Raw genomic sequence first — 18,605 nt, forward strand, 5'->3', positions numbered from 1 at the left:
TTAACACCCTTTTTCGATAAGTGCTATCACATAATCATGCAGCTTCTTACCATCTTTTAGAATTCTTTTTATTTCTTTGCGTTGTTCTTTTTGAAGACTTTCGATATGCAAGTAATGTGTATCTGTATAGGATTCCACTTGAAATAATGTCAGGCGATATCTTAATAGCATTAAGAAATTGTCTTCACAATCCTTTATTGCCTTTGAATATTCTTTTGTTTCCTTCAAGCATTTCATTCTATCTAATGTAGAAGTGTCATAAATTCCTTCTTTTATAGACAATACTCGAATGGCATTCACATAAGGTAAAAATGCTGCATATTTTAGATTCACACTACCTTGGTACATACCATGTTGTTCTACTAAAATTTGACCAAGTGGACCAATGACATTCTTTACATGTGTGACGTTCGCCATAAAACGCTTTAACACGGTCTGATTTTTTAATTGATATTGGTAAATAACCATTTTCAACTCTTTTACATACGATTTTTTTCCTATTAGAACCCTTGCATCATAAAATATTTGCAAGTAACGAATGGCATCCCAGCTTTCATCATCCATCCATTTTAGAAGCTGTTCTTTCCATTCATGCATCGACTTACGCCAAAGTGGATTTGAGCTCATGACATTACCTTGACAATATGGATAACCAACGATGTAGAGACCATAAGATACTTCTTCACCGAGTTTCTTAAAATAAGTATCATTATCTACATTCGATATTTCATATATCAATCCATGATCTTGGTCACTGATAACTCCTTGCTCAAACCTGCCGCCACTCCCTGTTATAAACCATGAGAATTCACAGGGGGGGCTACCCTTCTTCACGCGACTGATAGCTAAATCAAATACTTTGCACATTACTTGATCATGAAACTTATTGAGAGAAACAGAATCAGCTAGGTAGGCGGTAATATTTTTATCCCTCCATTCCTTTATAGATTCATATGTTTCAACATCTGTTTCCACAGCAACACTTCCCTTTTTACACCAAAAGCCCCTTAAAAGGGGCTTTTGACATATTAACGTTACTTAGTTTCTACTACTGGACATAAGTTCGACTCTTCTAACAACATTTGCTCAGGATAGCCGTAGTTACCATGTTCACTCATATCAAGTCCCATGATTTCCTCTTCCTCGCTAACACGAATACCACCCATCACTTTTTTCATGATATATAAGATGACAAATGATACAGCAAATGCATAAGCACCCGATGTTGCAACCCCCATTATCTGTACACCTAACTGTTCAAAACCACCGCCATAAAGTAAGCCCGGTTTACCGACTGTCGCAAGTTCAGGTGTAGCAAAGAGACCTGTTGATAATGTACCCCATATACCTGCTGTTCCGTGTACGGATAATGCGAAGATTGGATCATCAATTTTTTTCTTTTCAAAAAATCTAGTACTATAGAATACTATGACACCAGCTACAAACCCAATGACTACAGATGCCCAAACATCTACGAACGCACATGATGCTGTAATTGCTACTAAACCTGCTAGTGCACCATTTAAAATTGTTGTAATATCAGGTTTACCTAACACTACCCACGAAATTAGAGTCGCTGCCACCGCACCAGCTGCTGCAGCAAGATTGGTATTTAAAGCAACAAATCCGAAGAAAGCACCATCAACTGAAACAGTACTACCCGCATTAAATCCAAACCAACCAACCCACAGGATTAATACAGCTAAAGCAGTATAAACTTGGTTATGACCGGCAAGATTATTCGCTGAACCATCCTTATTATATTTTCCAATTCTTGGTTTCAGCAAGATAGTCGCTGCAAGAGCTGCCATTGCACCCGTTAAATGTACAACTGTTGATCCTGCAAAATCTTGTTTTCCATGCTCAGCTAGCCAGCCACCACCCCAAATCCAGTGTGCAATTACGGGATAAACTAATACTCCAAATAGAATAGTGAAGATGACGTATGCTGAAAACTTCGCACGCTCTGCAAATCCACCCAGTGCGATTGTAACTGATATACCTGCAAATGCTAGTTGGAAGACGAAAAATACAGTTGTAGCAAGTCCTGAATCTTTAACTAATTCTCCTGAATAGAAGAAATCCGACATACCGACAAAGAAATTTGTGTCACTACCAAAGATAAACCCATAGCCTAATGCCCAGAAAACTAATGATGCTAAACCAAAAGTAAAGACTGTTTTCCCTGCTACGTGACCTGCGTTTTTCATTCTTGTAGAACCAGCCTCAAGTAAGATAAATCCACCAATCATAAAGATTACTAAAATTGCTCCTAGCATCGTCCACAGGCTGTTCATCAAATACATAACATCCATCCTCAAACTCCCCTTTTCACCATGTTAGTTTTCTTATTATTTATATGTAATAAAACTTAACATGTTATTTATATCCTTTATTTTACCTCGTTTTCACTCCTTGTCAACAGAATTTTCAGAATAAAATGAAAATATGTTATAAAAACTCACATGAAAAGGATTTCATTATCGCTAAAAAAACACTTGTATCCATATTCATTAGAAAATAAAAAGAATTCATTTTGAAAAAGCATGTTCAAAATGAATTCTTTCAAAAAGTCTATGTATTTTTAAGCGTTACAGGACTTATCCAATTGAAAATCCCTTCAATAAAAGAGCCACGTTGGAAATCTCTATAATTTTTAATCGCAACAATTTATCTATTCAAATGGAATTCCTATTAAAATCATAATTCTTTTTCTTCACTACGAATAATCGGAATAGCTGCAAGAACATTTTCTATTATAAAAGTACGTTTAGCACGCTTAACAAAGCAATAAGCTTGAAAATTATCTGATGATATTTTAATGATCTTCACACGTCGTTTCGTTATGTCTCCACTGCTCGACATATAAATCATGTTCACCAATTGATTACGCTGCATTGCTTTCAATAATTGCTCTTTAACATTGTCCACTCCTTTTTATTCATCATAAAGAACATTCGTTCTTACTCAGATTAAAAAATAACTAAGCGACCAAATTAACGGTTACCCAGTTTTAAGTGTAGTATCAAAGTTAAAGAGTTATGAAAGTTAACATTAAAAATGAACTGATCTTAGTCTAAACGTTTGATTATTTTTTTAGTAGCTCTTCTTCAACTAAAGCACCCATAAATTGATAAAGATAAAACATTACTGTTTTTATGGTTTTTTATCTATAACTTTTATAAAAACCAACCTTCAAATCCTGTATTAACAATTCGAAATACAGCGTTTTATATTTAGATTCCTAAAATAAATCTGATTTTTTCAACACCATCTTTCGAGTAAATTAATTTTTATAGTTTTTTACTCAGTATTTCTCCAGGTAAACTGCCAATTTCGCAAATCCTCTCAGAGACAAATCCTTGTTTAATTAATATTTTCCTTGAAGCAATATTATCTGGGTCAATAATGGCTTTTAGTTTCTTTAATTCTGATTTTATAGCTTTTTCAATCAATACTTTCGCTATTTCACTTCCATATCCTTTACCCCAATACTCTGGCTTTATCATATAGCCGATTTCAGCTACTTCGTCGTTTTCTTCATCCAAAGTTAAATGTCCAAGTCCGATAAATTCATTGATTGAACTATCGTAGACTTTGTATGAGCCAGAATGTTCATATTTTTCATTTCGTTTTAATAACTTTTGAAAATTGGATTGAGCCTCTTCAAAAGGAATAGCGTACTCGGTAATTTGTGCCATAACTTTCTCATTAGAAACAAGACTGAAATAATCACTAAAATCAACCTCTTGAAATTTCAGTAAATTTAGATTGTGCATTGTATTCCTCCTAAACTCCCCTTTTGTTTAATAACATTTCTTATTTTTATAGTAACTTAAATCGGAAAAATTCGGTACTTTTTCGTTTGGTAACTTCTCTCGATTTTAAACAACTTAATCATCTCAGGATGTATAAATTTTAATTTAAATTCAAACTTTCTAATATACGCTTTCTAAAGTACTGTTCTCGTTTTTCCTCTCCACTTGTAGTAATTAAATTTGCTTGCCCATCCTTAAACTGCATGAAAGGATATTCATCTTTTTCATCACAAGGTATCCATTCAGATAAACTTTCCCTATTTGGATTTCCTGTTTTAATGAAGTTAGACCAATAATCTGTAATGACATCCATCATCCCACAGTCTAGTTTTCTCCATTCTCTATGAGCTCTCCCTGGCTTTAGAGAACCCATTGTAAACCATAAATCCCCAGAGTGATAGGCTCCATAAAACTCTTCATTTTTACCTGGAGCTACATGGGCAAAGGAATAAACAAAAGGTTTTTTGGCCACTTGGTTCAGCCCAGCGGATAATAACAATCTCTGTAAGCCATCATCACTGAAGGCACGTAAGAAAGAAGCATAACTTTCTTCTTTTGTTGAAGTTGAGTAAAGAGACAGGATGTCCTCTCCATGCATTGCTTTAAGTTTTGTAACTAATATCTCATTTGAGGCTGGGCTTTCTGTAGAATTAACTGCCATCAAGGATGTCATTTCATCTGTAGTTCCACCCATAATAATATCAATACCTTCAATATTTCTAGGATTCATAAGGTCAATAGACTCTTCAGTGAACACATAACCATCTAGTACCGTTCCTTGTATTCTGGCAGCTAAGTCTTCTAGAATAGTTGCGGACGGCATTACACCCTTTTCTTCAATATTTTTAGCAAATGGCGGTTTTAGGAATTCCTCCATTTCCATTTCTCGAAGTTCCTTCAATGTAACATCACGACCAAACGATTCACGGATAGCTTCTTTTGAAAGAGTGGCAGCTTCTTCTACTGTAGGAAATGGTTTTCCTGCTCCAAAAGCTTCTCCCATAGCGCCTGGATCATTTAGGAATCCAGTTAATCCACTTTGAATGATAGCGCGTTGGAAAAGACCTTTTGCAAGTGGTGAACGTAGAAGATTCATAACCTGCATAGCACCTGCAGATTGACCTCCAATAGTGACTTTATTTTTAGCCCCACCAAAGGCTTCGATATTTTCTTGAACCCATTTTAATGCAAAGATATTATCATGTACAGCGTAGTTACCACACGCACCGTGATCATTTTCTTTACACAGTTCAGGTAACGTCAACCATCCAAGGAAACCTAATCGATATTGAACTAATACAACGATTAAACCTTTTGCAGCTAGTTTGGTTGCATCAAATTTAATATCAGAAGCACTCCCATAATTACCTGCACCACCATGAATCCAAACATATACAGGTAACTTTCTTCCTTCTTGTACTTCTGGTTGATAAATATTTACTACTAGACCGTTTTCACTTACTGGTGGTCTATATTCTGAAGCATAGTTAAATTCACTAAACCAAAATGCTCCTTGGCAATTTGGATCTGGATTTTGCAGAAAACGATCTCCATAATGGTCACAACCTCTTACACCCTCCCAAGATTTTGGAGGCTGAGGAGCACGAAATCTATTTTCTTTCCCCGTGTCTGCACCAATCGGTATCCCTTTAAACACAGTTACACCTTGCGTATCGGATGGTATTCCGATTACTTTTCCATAGCGTGTTTGGATAACTTCACCGTTCATTCAAATTCCTCCAATTTATCTACTATTATCATTTATTGAAAAATGATACAAAGTTTTAAATGAATCTGGATAGACCAATATAAACATATAGACTGTTTTTTTCATTATCATTTTCCCATTACCCGAGTCATGACATCTTTAAACAGTAAATCTACCTATATATTAATTAGATAAGCTATTTTTTGTAATAATGCTTATCAAAGTACCAAAAGCCATTTTTATCTCCTCACTCATTACTGAAAAGAGATCTCGTAGCAAAAATTAGATAATTGAAAGATGACAACAATCAGCCTTTAGGAATCATCAGTCAATATACAAACAACCAGAAGGACATTGTGTTTTCGTGACATTTTGAGGTGATATAGGGCATACCTTCTTAACGGGAGGGATTATTTGTTAAAAAGGATATTGATAATTGCTGGAATACTTATAGTAGGAATAGCTTCATTTAGCCTGTTAAATCGGCCTTTAGAAGTTGATACTTCTATATCAACTAAAGAGAAACAAGAACCTTTAGCTACTAAAGAAGAAGTTCTAAATATAACTACATTGAAAAGAGTAAGTGAAAAACTTCATGAAAAATACGAGGGCTTTGTTGTAAAAATGACTTCAAAGAAAGAATTGGTGATACAAGTTGAAGCGAATGAAGAATATTTTAAATCCGTTAAAAAGGATATGGGGTCCATTGCAAAAAGTATAATTAAATCCTCAACACTAAAAGACTATACAGTTGTTGTAGAGAGGCTGGATCTATCTATCATTACAGAAGAAGTTAAAAATAGACAGAAAGAACTTAGCCTTTTAACATCGACTTTAATGGAAGGACTTAAAGATTACGACATAATTGAAAATATAAATACGGATTATCAAAAATCCATTACCATTCATACATCCATAAAGACTTTAGATAAAGATACATATAAGTTTACTATGGGACTTGAAGAGAAAATAAATGAAATCTTACATTCTAAAAAACTGAACTCAGTATCTCATATTGACTCATATGAAATAAAAATTTTAAATAACAAAGGGAAAGTAGTAAATTAGTCAGCTTATAAGGCTAAACAACATTAGCATCTCTACTTATGGGACTTTTCACAAAAGCAGATATTCGCCAAGCCTACCTGATTTAAGTGAAGTGACAATTAATCACATGGTAAATAACCTTAAGGGTAGCTCATTTTGGTAGACGGATGTCTAGCTCCTCTGGTGAAGGTGACTAGAAGATCCCATTGCAAATGAACCCACAACCGCTGCACCTTTTATATGGCTTTGTTATTCAGACCATTCCTTAAAATTCTTCAACAATAAGTAAGTCTTCGTTTTAATTTCCAATAGTAATACCTCCTTGAAGCTTTTAAAGATTTTGTATCATTATTCTTCAACTAAACTGCCCAGTTGTTTTATGTACATTTCTTTACAATCTTTATAGTGCCATTAACATAAGTATCCAATAAAAAACTCATCTCACCTCTAAGAAATCTATAGAGGTGAGATGAGTTTAATCAATCTTTTTTACAAAGCTACATTTACACTATTAATTTTTTAAACGACATTACCAAGAACCATTTCTTGTAGTCCATTTAAACCACGATTTCCGATTACAACTAAATCTACTTTGCTGTCATATACAATTCTCATAAAAAGTTTGAACACATTTATCTCAAATTAAACTAAAGCACCTCGTTAGTTTGAGAAATTTGTCGTCTATTATTCTTGAGTTTCTACATCACTTTTATATTCTAATATATCTCCTGGCTGACATTCTAAAGCCTTACAAATCGCATCTAAAGTTGATAATCGAATCGCTTTTGCCTTTCCATTTTTCAATATAGAAAGATTAGCCATTGTTATTCCAACTCTCTCGGAAAGTTCTGTGACACTCATTTTCCGTTTCGCTAACATGACGTCAATATTGATTATTATTGCCATTTTATTCACCTCAGACCGTTAAATCATTTTCAGATTTTAAAACAATCGCATCTTTTAAAAGCTTTTCAAGAACAGCAGCAAATACTGCAATTACAAGCGAAGCAAAAATAACAACCATTCCGATTACTATGATACCTGGGGCGTCGTCCATTTCCGCTATGAAATAAAAGAGTGGCATGCCTACCACATACAGAGTTGTAATTATAATTGCACAAAATTTTATATTTTTTAAAGTTCTTATAGATAGTTCCGAGAAAGCTTTGCTCTTATCAATATAGATTAAAAGTTTAAAAGCTTGATATAGAGCAAAGTAAAAAGGTATCGCCGTTAGGTAAAAATAGATTATTACAAGATATTTAATATAAGTAATATTTGGAAACAATTCTGCTGCAAACTTCGCGATCTCAGGCACTAAAAAGATGCACAAAGCAAGAATCGGAATTCCAATAAGAACAACAGCTACCTTTAAAAAGAGCGTTGATACTTGTTTCATAAAAAGCACCTCACTTATTTATTATAAATATTATCTTATCACCAAATTTATCGTTTTACAATAAATATATATCGATTTTTTTATTCATTTATTGTTATAATAATACCTTTTTAACCCCAGACAAAATAGAAGCATTCCTTATTACAAAGAAATGATCCATAACTTTATAACCTTTAATTAACATTGATACACACCCCATTCGACTTCTCTAAAATTACTTCTTCGCCTCCAAAAAAGTCCCTGCTCGTTCAACCTAACCATCTAAGTTAGTACAATATGTTCCAAACAAAAACGGTAATCCTTCTTTCCGCTCCAATATATTACAATAAAAAAGAGCGCCTAATCCCTTTTGTATCAAGGGATTAAGTACATTTTAAATATTATAATTTTAGAGTTAATTGATATTTTTCGAACAATGTAATTTTGTTGGATACTTACTCTTTTTTTCTAATTGTTGTTCTTTTTTAACTCAAACGTAACATGAATTATTGATTCATCATTTAATCCTGGCATCCATCTATTTTCGAACAATTAGTTTCTCAAAACTATAATATGATTAGTATTAATGGCATCAGCCCTCACAAGCTTCGTCATTGCTTTGCAGCGGACTTTATTCGCATTGTTGGAGACATTCTCCTTCTTCGTGATCAACTCGATCATAATGATAAAACGACTTCTCTATAAACCAACATGGCGAACTGCTTGAATTATACAGTATTAATCAGTATTTACTTCGTATATACAAGCCTACCTTATTTGCTTCGCTTTCACATTCTTTGAGATATGAAATATCAAAGCAGTAAATCGGAATATTTAATTCGTAATTACCAATTATTACAGAGTCTTCAAAAAAGAAATTAGAAAAATGTAAATGTCTTAGTGATAGCTTTGCGAAAATTTCCAAATGCTCTTGAGTCTTAATTTCAAATAAACCGTTATGAGGAACAATAGTATTTTTTATTTTTTTAAAAAGAGAGAACTCTTGCTTATCTAACACCTTCTTCAGGTATCTGAAAATATACTTCCTTTTACTTTCTAGTTCTGGGCAATATATATACACTGGAGTTTCCCCATTTTTCCTAAATAAATATCTAAAAATTTCTAAGAATTTTTCTTCTATACCAAAGAACTCTTGAGTTTCAAAATCATTTCGCGGATTAAACAATATCATTAAATTAATGCATTCCTCGTTAGTTAATAACCTATTAAAACGATCAAGATTCCCTGTAATAAAATGTTTATAAGCTAACTCATCTTCTTGAACATCTAATCTTCCAAATTTCTCTATTAATAATCGTTCAACCTCTGAAAACTCTTCTATATTCAAAACTACTTCATCTCTTTTCTATTTCATAGGTAATGCTAAAAAGCTACCATTTTCAGGATTATAAAATCTAGCTTGTGGATAATAATTTTTTGTTTCATGATCGTAATAATAACCTGCATAACGAATAGTGTTGTACTTAGCAATTTCGCCTTTTTCATCTAACACATTTCCAATCACATCATACGTATATGAACCTATTTCATTGTTACTATTATCTCGAATCGAAATAACATTACCACGTTGATTCGTCCAGTAATGGAATATTTTTTCTTTCCAATTACCTTCCGAACCTTTCTTCTTCACAATCATACCAAGCGGCGTATTACCATTCCATTGATAATATCTATATTCCAATATATTATTGTTTTCTTTAATGATTTCCAGTGTTAAATTATCATTACCATAATAATATTCGTATGATTTAGAACCCACAATCTTTTTACTCCGAAGATTTGTTTCATCATATTCATATCTAGCAATCTCTTTATCCGCTAAATCTGTCACTCGAACTTGTTGACCCAGTCCATTGTATTCATACTTAAAGTTTTCATCTTGAGTTAGATTTCCATCATCATCATAGTTGTAGGCCTGTCCATTTTTTATTTTGATTTGATTGGCTGCGTTATATTCAAAGGAATCTGTTTGTTTAATCGATATGCGTTCTTTACGATTGCCTACTGCATCGTAATCATAAGCATTTGTTGAACCATCTGGCAGTTTTTCATTTGTTAACTGACTATTTGCATCATATTCAAATTTAGATGTTCCTTTGTCACTTTCTTCTTGTCTTATATTCCCAGATTTATCATAGGTGTAATGGAATTGACTTGCTACTTGATCTTCTTGTTATACTGGATTATTTCTAAAAGATTAAATTTATTGAACTGATTGATTCGTTCAAATAAATCTGTATTAACCTTGATAGAACTTTCATTATTTGCTATATCTTCATCAACTTTGTAGCTTTGAAGCAATTTCTCTAGGGGTCATCTTTTTCAAGTTCCACTGATATCGATAGTTGTTAGTAAGCCCGAAATACAATTAATATGCGCACCTTTCCGGTACGCACGACGAATGGCCATCTATCTGAAATTTATTCAAATAGATGGCTATTTTGCACATATGGCTTGGATATTTTTCGACCAAGGCATGTAGCTATTTAAGGTGGGGGCTATTTGACGCTTACAAATTAATTGGCGACGGTGTTGCTATTCCGAGTCGTTATGCAAAAGAAGATAATAATTGGTTGAATCTATCTCGCTCCTCTAAAAAAGCGCAATGGCCGCTGTATTGGAACGGAACTAGCTTCGAATTTTTGATCAGCTTATTTGTTTCCTCAGCTTGGGTAAACGGAACGACTTTATCATGAATTCCGTGAATAATTAATGTGGGTACATCGATCTGACCAAGATCGTTGTAAACATTTTCATCTCTAAGCGTGACCATAATGGCGGAAGTCGCCCAATTCGCCGCTTGTAATCCCATTAAAACGAACCAATCGGATTTCGGTTCGGAAATATACTGAAAGAAAAAAATTCCCGTTTGGTCTTGCAGCATTTGCGGTCGGTCATGATTTGTATCTTCGATGATTTTATTTGTAAATTCTTTTGGAACGCTAGATGGAGAGGCAGCGTCAATCAGGACGAGTTTAGATACCCCATACCCTTTGTAACGAGCCATATAACGAATCGAGATTGCGCCTCCTGTAGAGTGTCCTGCCAGTGTTATGTTTTTTAACTGTAACGCTTCGATGACCATGCGGACATCATCTGCTAATCTATCGAAACTGTACCCGCTAAAAGGTTTATCCGAATTGCCATATCCCCTCCAGTCCATTCCGATACAACGATATCCAAGTGTTGGAAGGAAGTTGAACTGATATTCGAACTGGTTATGGTTTAGCGGCCATCCATGAATAAAAAGTATCGTTTTATTTCCCTTTGGATTGATGTCCTCTATAAATACGTTGACGCCTGGTTCGACAGTTACAAAGTATCCCAGGTGTATCACCCCAATTATTAAAAAGTAATTTCCCATTAAGATATTCACCCAAGGCAGCGTGTATGCCTAATTTCGGCGTTAAACTTTGTTGAGATATTGCGAAGAGGTTTCTGATGAATACTTTCTACCTTTAATTAAATAAAGAGCTGTCTGAACAACTCAAAGATCTTCTACTAAAGCACCCGTTAGCTTAATAAGGAACAATAACTGATAAACTAGGTTTAATGTATTCTCCTGTTGAAGCATTAAAGCTCGCTGCTTTCATTTCTGTCTGGTCACTATTCTAACCTATCACTAATATTAGGTTAATATTTCTCTCTGTGTCTTTTCTAAGTATAAAATTATAACCTTTCGCCCAATATTTACCAGGATAAATACTGCCCGTTTTCAGTGCTATTTTAAGCAACTCTGGTGAATCATACTTAATATCTTCCAATATTACAAACTCCTTTTTGGGATAAGGAGATGCATCATACGCTGTTAAATCATCTGCTTGATCATTTTCCCCCTTATGAATGATTACCAAAAAAACTTATTAGTATCTGGTACTCCAAAAGCAATGTTTGAAGAAAGAAAACAATTCTATCTGTGATTTCAACTTTAGAACCTGAAGTACTTAACCCATTTTCTCTACAAAAAACCAGTAGTTCTTCTTTTAACCAGTAAAAATTTCTGAAATCTTTTTCATTCAAATCCCTTGATAATATGGGTCGCATTTCATTCACCTCTTTTGTATTTAAATCCCATTATAGAATATTGGTTTCCAAATGTCCTTGCTAATATTTTTTTAAACTCTTCTTGTACTAAACTGCCTCTTTAGTTGAAGAAGGAGCTTTTTTAATTGCACTTTTACAATAAAACTACATAATTAAAGATTGGTATAATATTAATAAAATTAAATATTTTACAATTTAATATTATGTTTAAAAGGTAAATAGTGTACGTTTGTTAATTAGAAATTTGAGTTTTTTTAAACATTGAAATTAATGCCATACCAATTACTAATACAATGCCTAAGAAGAATAGTAAAAAACCAATTGGAATCAAGAAAAAGGGTTCTTCTAAGGTACCGTCTGAAGCCACGTTACTCCCTATTATTGCTTTTGCAATAAGGCAAATTACTCCTAAAAAAATTGGTGTAGATGCAATTAAATACTTTTTCATAATCATTTTCCTCCCATTAAAAATTAGTTTAATCATTTTTTTTATATTCCAAGATATCACCTGGTTGACAGTCTAATACTTCACATATTTTTTTTAAAGTTGAAAACTTGATAGCTTTTGCTTTTCTATTCTTTAATATTGAAACGTTCGCCATTGTGATACCTAGTTTTCCCGATAATTCAGTAACACTCATTTTCCTCTTTGCCAGCATTACATCAAGATTAACTATGATAACCATGTTACACCTCAAATCGTAAATTCGTTATCCTGCTTTATTTCACTTGCTCTACGCATTAAATAAGAAAGCAAAGAAGTAAATACAGAAATAACAATTGCAAAAAACAGAATAAGCAAAAGAATCATTAATAGATTAGTGTTGTAATTTCTAATGATAACGGTGTATAGCAATGCAACAGCATATAATGCCCCTTCTATCATTGCTAACACACTTATTAGCTTTAACCTTTTCGCATTTTCAACTGTAAAATCATTACCCACGCTAATATCTGAACAGATAATCCAACCTACACATAAAGCTATAAAGTATGGAACTCCAGTTATCCAAATAAACACTAAAAAAGGATTAAATAACGGCTTAAAAGATTTAGATTCTAGTAATACATTCCTTCCGATTTCTGGTCCAACGAAGATACAGAATAACAATCCAAATAATCCGCAAAAAAAAATTATTAATTTTAACCATTTTGCTAATTCCTTTTGTTTCATAATTCACCGCCTTCTCAACTTCCTATAGCTATAATAATAATTAAAAAAACATCCTTAGTCAATAATCTTTTATCGTAAAACGATAAAAGATTATTGTTACTTACATTTGTTGCAAAAAAAAGACCAGGCTCAATACCGATAATCACCTCTATTTGTTACCTGCCTCGTTAGTTCAATAAGTTCACGTTATCCTTCTTAGATCAAACCCCTCGTCTTTGTACAGCAAATAAGAAATCCCACTTCTAAATTAACAAAAAAGATCGATTCCTTTAAGGAATCGATCTTTTACTTGTTAAATGTTCGTTTGTTTTTATAACTCGTTTATTGAACTAAAGCAACCGCTAGTTTAAGTGCATTTATTCACAAACTTATACTTCTTTTTTCATTTTGGAGGGTGTTAGAGATATACGAAGTTCTACAAACTGACTGTATTTTTTAGTTTAAGAACCTTTTTATACTTTATATAGCAAGCTATTCTCCAAGGAATTAAATAACAAATAACAAGTAAGAAAATTAGCATATTGAGTGTACCTGATTCGATAGTAGAAATATGTTGTCGAAAATAATAACGTAAAGCAATCATAATGGCGAAAGTAATTATAAAAGCAGGACTTTTCTTAGCATAAATTAAACCATCATTTCGTATTTCATAATCTGACCATAAAATAAGAGGAATAGAAAAACCCACTCCTAAAAAAATTGCTATTGATAATTGAAGGTATGTGACGTGCCCAGAAGCGTTTAGAAGAAATGAAAATCCTGGTGTTAAAAATAGAATAGGAAGAATTATTCGCCCTCCTCTACCTTTTGTTGGTTTGTACATAGAACGGATTCTACGAACTAAAATGAACAATCCAATAATTAGAAACATAGAAGTAGCTGGTATTGCAGTTTGCATAAAAACCTCCCTGAATTATGTTTTAATATATCTATTATTACATAAATTTCAATAAAAACTATATTTTTACTTATACAACTAAGCTGCCCCTATAGTTCAATAAAGAAAAAAGAGCTGCATATGCAACTCAACGATCTTCAAGTAAAGCACCCGTTAGTTGAATAAGCATGTATAACAAAATATTCTTTGGTAAGTCTAAATCTGAGGTGATAAATGTGATTCGTAAAATATTATTTACGTCAATTCCTATACTTTTCCTATTTAATCTAATTATAGTAAGTGCACAAAGCACAACAAATATTGAACTTCTTGATATTCAAAAACATAAGATTATAAAAATCCCAACAAATCCCGAAATACAATTAGAGACCAAAAAAATTATTGAAGAAATTTACAATATTGTTGTAAAAATAAAACCTATTCCAGACAAAGGTTTTATAGTTAAAATCCCCTTAACTCCATCTCTTCGTATAGAAAATAAATGGGTGAATACTTTGATTGATGAAGTTATCATTATTATTCCCGAAGATGAAAAGCCTTATTTACTCATATTTGATAATGAAAGTAAGCCTCATTTTTTCACCATTAAAACAGAAATTGATACGTTACTAAAAACTTTAGATATCTCCCTTTAAAAAAGACCACTTATTGGTCTTTTTATTTTGTACTTCTTCAACTAACCTACCCCTTTAGTTGAATAAGAAAAAAGAGCTGTCTAATGTCTAAACAGCTCAATAATCTTCAAGTAAAGTGCTCAATTGCTGAAGAAATTTCTAGAATTTTAATATGAAATTACTTCTTGAATCTGGTCATGAATATTTCCCTTACTTAACCCTCCGTGGTAACAAACCACTGATTCAATGTCGAGGTCTAAGTATTTCTTCAAAGAGAGACGAGCTTCTTTTATATCCAGGACTGTCGGGGCATGAATCCCTTTAATTATTCCGTTTTCACTGTACATTGAATCCCCAGCAATCAGTGTTTTACTTTGTTCCAAATATAGGCTGATATGGCCAGGTGTATGCCCTGGAGTATGGATGATACGAATTCCACCACAATACGGCAATTCTTGACCGTCTTTCAAGGTATCGTCCACTTTGCCCTTAGGGGGGTTCTCTAGATGCCCGTCTTTTAAAAGAGATAAATCCCCTTGAATATAAGGCTTATCCAGATCGTGAGCATATACTTTAATATTACTTCCACACTCCTGTAATATCTCAGGAATACTACCTATATGATCTATATCCTGATGCGTCAATATTATGACTTTTAGTTTATCAAACGATATTCCCACCTTTTCCATTGCCACTCGTATATCTTCAATTTGTCCAGGAAATCCAGTGTCTATTAAAACAGCCATTTCTTGATTCCATAAAAGAGTTGGATGAATAATAATCCCATTAAATTCAAGATGAAGTATTTCTACTCCTTTATAAATCCCCAATAATTTAGTCCCCTTTATAATTAAATTTCGTTTATGTAAAAATAGATTTGGTTACACAAAAAATTTGAAAGAATAAAGCTAATTTTGTACGTTATCCTTACTTCTACTTTACTTCTTTCATAAATACTCTAACGTTTTTAGCGATTTCTTTGAATTTGGTATGGTGTAAATAATGTGATCCATCCATGGTTACTACTTTTCCATGTACCGAGTCTTTGATCTGCCCTTCATGCAGAGGTATCCATCCTGCTACACCTTCATTATTCGCTTGTACAAAGAGAAGAAGTGGAAGATCTTTAGGGAAGGTTAAACCTTGAGCCCCTTTAAAATTAGACGAAATATGCTCCATCTCATTCAAGGTAGTGTCATTATACATGTTTTTACTCGAAATCATTTTCATTTGCTCTACGGTTTTTTCATCAAATGCCAGTCCAGCATAGGGGTCAGCACTTATTTTCATGGTCAATCTTAAGAGACCCGATTTTTTGAGGAATGCAAACGTTTTTAATGGGAATTTGATATCCATACCTGGTTGTGTTGCAACACTGCTATCGATTCCGACAAATGCAGTCACCTCGTTTGGATATTTGTTCACATAATCAATTCCATAAATGCCTGTAATGGAGTGGCCCATGAGCATGTATCTGTTAATATTAAGCTGCTGTAGAGCTTCATGAACTTCACTTACCAAATTCTCCGTGGTTCGCTTTTTTTCAGTTTCATCACTTAATCCATAACCGAAAGGCTCTACCGCAACAACTTTGTAAAATGGAGATAATTCATCGATAAGAAGCTTAAAATCAAGCCCTGGTGTAGCTGTTCCATAACCAGGCAGGAGCACGATCGTTTCCTCGCCCTCGCCTTGAATTAACACATTCATATTTTTCCCGTCTACAGATACGTGCTGACCGTAGGGCACTATTCGTTTTTGCTCCGAATGACTACTCATCACATTAGTGATATAAACAATACCTAGAAAAAGAACAATGGCTATAACGATTGCTCCTATGATTTTAAGTAAGATGTTTCGCACTTTCTTTATTTTCGTTCCACTCCCTGTTTTGTTTTCCTCTTGTTGTGTCACTGTCATCTTCTCCTGTCCTGTCCTGATCTGTTTGTTTGGCTTCCTTAATGTACCGGTAATGAAATCTTAACCAATGAAGATGTACTCCCCATGACGATAATATGAACTGAATATGAACAAGCAAAAAATACTGCGGCATCATATCTTAGAAGCTTACACATGATGAATTCATTGGATTTCTTCCATAAACGTCCTAAAGTTTTTAACGATTTCTTTGTAATGGGAACGATATAAATAATGTCCTGCTTCCAGTAGTACCACTTTTCCATGTACAGAATCTTTTTTTTGCTTTTCATGCTCGGGTATCCATCTATCCGTTGCTGGATGATTCGCTTGGATAAAGAAAATAACAGGAAGATTTTTGGGGAATGTTGAATTTTCAGCCCTTTTAAAATTAGAATACATATTTTCAATTTCATTTAATTGGTTGGGATTATACATGTTTTTGTGCATAAGAATTCTGATTTGTTCTATTGTTTGATCATCATAGGGTAGTTCAGCATATACATCGGTATCCGGTTTCATTAGCAATCTGGTGAAACCTGATTTTTTGAGTAGTTTAACAGTTTCTATTTCTGAAGATGAAAACCTCTTCTCGCTTAGCGTTGGAACACTGCTATCGAGCCCGACAAATGCACTCACTTCATTTGGATACTTGTTCACATAATCGAGTCCGTAAATCCCTGAAATGGAGTGGCCCATTAGAATATAACGATCAATATGAAGACCCTGTAAAGCTTCATGAATTTCACTTACAATATTCTCCGTGCTTCGTTCCTTTTCGGTTAGATCACTTAATCCATAACCAAAAGATTCAACTACGACGACTTTGTAATATGGTGATAGCTCTTCTATTAGCGGCTTAAAATCAAGAGCAGGTGCTGCAGTTCCAAAACCAGGTAGTAGCACGACAGTTTCTTCGCCTTCTCCTTGAATCAGAACATTCATATTTTTCCCATCTATCGCTACATGCTGACCATAGGGCTCTAATCTTTTTTGCTCCGAATGATTACTGATGATATTAACTGTATAAACAATGGCTAGAAAAAGCACGATTGCTAGTACGATTGCTCCTATGATTTTAAGCAAAATGCTTCGTACTTTCTTTGATTTCGTTCCATTCCTCGTTTTCATTTCCTCTGTTTGTGTCACTCTCATCTTCTCCTGTTCTAATCTGTTTATTCAGCTACCTTAACGGTGCGACTAATGAAAGCTTAACCAACAAAGATGTACTCCCCATGACGACAATATGAACTGAATGTGAACTGTCAAAAAAATGCTACGGCTCATATGCAAGGAAGCTTGCATATGAGCCGTAGCATAGAGAATGAATCTAACTAATCTGTTGGTGTAGTGATTGGCAAGGTGACGATGAAGGTCGTTCCTTGACCAGGTTCACTTTCCACTCGGATGTCATCTTGATGAAGCGATACGATCTGTTTAACGATGGCGAGTCCCCATACCACTACCGTCATACTTATGGTAAGTTATCAAAATCTACTCGTTCTTTAAAAGTTGTTACTTGAGAATATTAATTCTCTCGTTTAAGAAATAGATGAATTCATCAACATCAAATTCGTTACAAGTTTTGGATACTCGTAACAGGTATTTTTGATAGTGATATAAAACTAACCAAAAACATGAATGAAGAAATTATATATAAGTATTGCAGTGGAATAACTAAAAGTTATAAAGATGTAATTCCCGGAGCGATAATGCTCATAAGTCTTAGTGTAGTTTCCAACAAACCGTTTGCTTCAACAAGTTCATCTTCCTTACTTATTTCTGGAATTAATGAAAAGGAAATACTTGAGTATATCGGTTGCATCAAACCCAACACACATTGGAGAAAAACCAATCCAATCATTATTCCAATGTCAGATCCAATCAGTAAAGAACTCATTAGTTCATTAGGTGATGTAGTTAGCATTGTACAAGAATTGATTCTTTCACTCCTTGCTAATTAAAGCGCCCTATAATTGAATGTTT

22 protein-coding genes and 1 pseudogene are annotated in these 18,605 nt (G+C 33.7%); 3 read left to right on the top strand and 20 right to left on the bottom strand.

The window, feature by feature from the left end; translation table 11 throughout:
• From MHH98_RS12520 to MHH98_RS12540, 5 genes are all read right to left on the bottom strand, one after another.
• A complete protein-coding gene (locus MHH98_RS12520; RefSeq protein WP_038181113.1) occupies window positions 1-975 on the bottom strand; it encodes a DUF294 nucleotidyltransferase-like domain-containing protein in 975 nt (324 codons plus the stop codon).
• Between the two features lie 59 nt (window positions 976-1,034).
• A complete protein-coding gene (locus MHH98_RS12525) occupies window positions 1,035-2,315 on the bottom strand; it encodes an ammonium transporter (RefSeq protein ID WP_038181111.1) in 1,281 nt (426 codons plus the stop codon).
• A gap of 385 nt (window positions 2,316-2,700) precedes the next feature.
• Window positions 2,701-2,931 (bottom strand): transcriptional regulator, encoded by a 231-nt coding sequence (locus MHH98_RS12530; RefSeq protein WP_327192112.1) that lies wholly within the window; start codon window positions 2,929-2,931, stop codon window positions 2,701-2,703.
• 362 nt (window positions 2,932-3,293) lie between these two features.
• Entirely contained in the window at window positions 3,294-3,779 is a 486-nt protein-coding gene (locus tag MHH98_RS12535; RefSeq protein ID WP_038181109.1) for a GNAT family N-acetyltransferase, read from the bottom strand.
• A gap of 139 nt (window positions 3,780-3,918) precedes the next feature.
• Window positions 3,919-5,547, bottom strand: coding sequence for a carboxylesterase/lipase family protein (locus tag MHH98_RS12540; RefSeq protein WP_340712999.1), 1,629 nt, complete (start codon window positions 5,545-5,547; stop codon window positions 3,919-3,921).
• A 393-nt stretch (window positions 5,548-5,940) separates the two neighbouring features.
• Here MHH98_RS12540 and MHH98_RS12545 point away from each other — a divergent pair, with 393 nt between their 5' ends.
• Window positions 5,941-6,594, top strand: coding sequence for a hypothetical protein (locus MHH98_RS12545; protein WP_038181087.1), 654 nt, complete (start codon window positions 5,941-5,943; stop codon window positions 6,592-6,594).
• A gap of 663 nt (window positions 6,595-7,257) precedes the next feature.
• Here MHH98_RS12545 and MHH98_RS12550 read toward each other — a convergent pair.
• From MHH98_RS12550 to MHH98_RS12595, 11 genes are all read right to left on the bottom strand, one after another.
• On the bottom strand, window positions 7,258-7,479 hold the full coding sequence (locus MHH98_RS12550) for a helix-turn-helix domain-containing protein (protein ID WP_038181085.1): 222 nt from the start codon (window positions 7,477-7,479) through the stop codon (window positions 7,258-7,260).
• A gap of 10 nt (window positions 7,480-7,489) precedes the next feature.
• The gene (locus MHH98_RS12555) at window positions 7,490-7,972 is read right to left on the bottom strand and encodes a DUF2975 domain-containing protein (RefSeq protein ID WP_038181081.1); all 483 of its coding nucleotides are present in this window, start codon (window positions 7,970-7,972) and stop codon (window positions 7,490-7,492) included.
• Window positions 7,973-8,693: 721 nt separating this feature from the next.
• Window positions 8,694-9,299, bottom strand: a complete 606-nt coding sequence (locus MHH98_RS12560) for a hypothetical protein (protein WP_038181078.1) — start codon at window positions 9,297-9,299, stop codon at window positions 8,694-8,696.
• Window positions 9,300-9,317: 18 nt separating this feature from the next.
• Complete coding sequence (locus MHH98_RS12565) at window positions 9,318-9,803, bottom strand: RHS repeat-associated core domain-containing protein (protein WP_340713001.1); 486 nt, start codon at window positions 9,801-9,803, stop codon at window positions 9,318-9,320.
• A 717-nt stretch (window positions 9,804-10,520) separates the two neighbouring features.
• Window positions 10,521-11,300 (bottom strand): alpha/beta fold hydrolase, encoded by a 780-nt coding sequence (locus MHH98_RS12570; protein ID WP_038182935.1) that lies wholly within the window; start codon window positions 11,298-11,300, stop codon window positions 10,521-10,523.
• 283 nt (window positions 11,301-11,583) lie between these two features.
• On the bottom strand, window positions 11,584-11,736 hold the full coding sequence (locus MHH98_RS12575) for a hypothetical protein (RefSeq protein WP_235175685.1): 153 nt from the start codon (window positions 11,734-11,736) through the stop codon (window positions 11,584-11,586).
• A 73-nt stretch (window positions 11,737-11,809) separates the two neighbouring features.
• Window positions 11,810-12,016: an SAP domain-containing protein gene (locus MHH98_RS22100; RefSeq protein ID WP_445684008.1), complete on the bottom strand. Its 207-nt coding sequence runs from the start codon at window positions 12,014-12,016 to the stop codon at window positions 11,810-11,812.
• A gap of 232 nt (window positions 12,017-12,248) precedes the next feature.
• Entirely contained in the window at window positions 12,249-12,464 is a 216-nt protein-coding gene (locus MHH98_RS12580; RefSeq protein ID WP_038181067.1) for a DUF3955 domain-containing protein, read from the bottom strand.
• Window positions 12,465-12,492: 28 nt separating this feature from the next.
• A complete protein-coding gene (locus MHH98_RS12585) occupies window positions 12,493-12,702 on the bottom strand; it encodes a helix-turn-helix domain-containing protein (RefSeq protein ID WP_340713002.1) in 210 nt (69 codons plus the stop codon).
• An 8-nt stretch (window positions 12,703-12,710) separates the two neighbouring features.
• Window positions 12,711-13,190, bottom strand: a complete 480-nt coding sequence (locus MHH98_RS12590) for a DUF2975 domain-containing protein (protein WP_340713004.1) — start codon at window positions 13,188-13,190, stop codon at window positions 12,711-12,713.
• A gap of 415 nt (window positions 13,191-13,605) precedes the next feature.
• Window positions 13,606-14,088 carry a CcdC family protein gene (locus tag MHH98_RS12595; protein ID WP_038181063.1) on the bottom strand — a complete coding sequence of 161 codons (483 nt, stop codon included), beginning with the start codon at window positions 14,086-14,088 and terminating at the stop codon, window positions 13,606-13,608.
• Between the two features lie 215 nt (window positions 14,089-14,303).
• On the opposite strand from MHH98_RS12595, the gene MHH98_RS12600 reads away from it, so the two are divergent.
• On the top strand, window positions 14,304-14,723 hold the full coding sequence (locus MHH98_RS12600; RefSeq protein ID WP_340713006.1) for a hypothetical protein: 420 nt from the start codon (window positions 14,304-14,306) through the stop codon (window positions 14,721-14,723).
• Between the two features lie 146 nt (window positions 14,724-14,869).
• Here the strand turns inward: MHH98_RS12600 and MHH98_RS12605 are convergent, their stop codons facing one another.
• The 4 genes and pseudogenes from MHH98_RS12605 to MHH98_RS22105 form a co-directional block, all read right to left on the bottom strand.
• Complete coding sequence (locus MHH98_RS12605) at window positions 14,870-15,532, bottom strand: MBL fold metallo-hydrolase (RefSeq protein WP_340713009.1); 663 nt, start codon at window positions 15,530-15,532, stop codon at window positions 14,870-14,872.
• A gap of 103 nt (window positions 15,533-15,635) precedes the next feature.
• Window positions 15,636-16,616, bottom strand: coding sequence for an alpha/beta hydrolase (locus tag MHH98_RS12610; protein ID WP_340713011.1), 981 nt, complete (start codon window positions 16,614-16,616; stop codon window positions 15,636-15,638).
• A 168-nt stretch (window positions 16,617-16,784) separates the two neighbouring features.
• Window positions 16,785-17,774 (bottom strand): alpha/beta hydrolase, encoded by a 990-nt coding sequence (locus tag MHH98_RS12615; RefSeq protein WP_076035361.1) that lies wholly within the window; start codon window positions 17,772-17,774, stop codon window positions 16,785-16,787.
• Between the two features lie 179 nt (window positions 17,775-17,953).
• Window positions 17,954-18,095 (bottom strand): annotated as a pseudogene (locus tag MHH98_RS22105) (ATP-binding protein); the annotation flags it as partial.
• A gap of 161 nt (window positions 18,096-18,256) precedes the next feature.
• On the opposite strand from MHH98_RS22105, the gene MHH98_RS12620 reads away from it, so the two are divergent.
• Window positions 18,257-18,583 carry a hypothetical protein gene (locus tag MHH98_RS12620; protein WP_143691103.1) on the top strand — a complete coding sequence of 109 codons (327 nt, stop codon included), beginning with the start codon at window positions 18,257-18,259 and terminating at the stop codon, window positions 18,581-18,583.
• Window positions 18,584-18,605 lie beyond the last annotated feature (22 nt).

It is taken from the genome of Viridibacillus sp. FSL H8-0110, assembly GCF_038003565.1.
Taxonomy (GTDB): domain Bacteria; phylum Bacillota; class Bacilli; order Bacillales_A; family Planococcaceae; genus Viridibacillus; species Viridibacillus arenosi.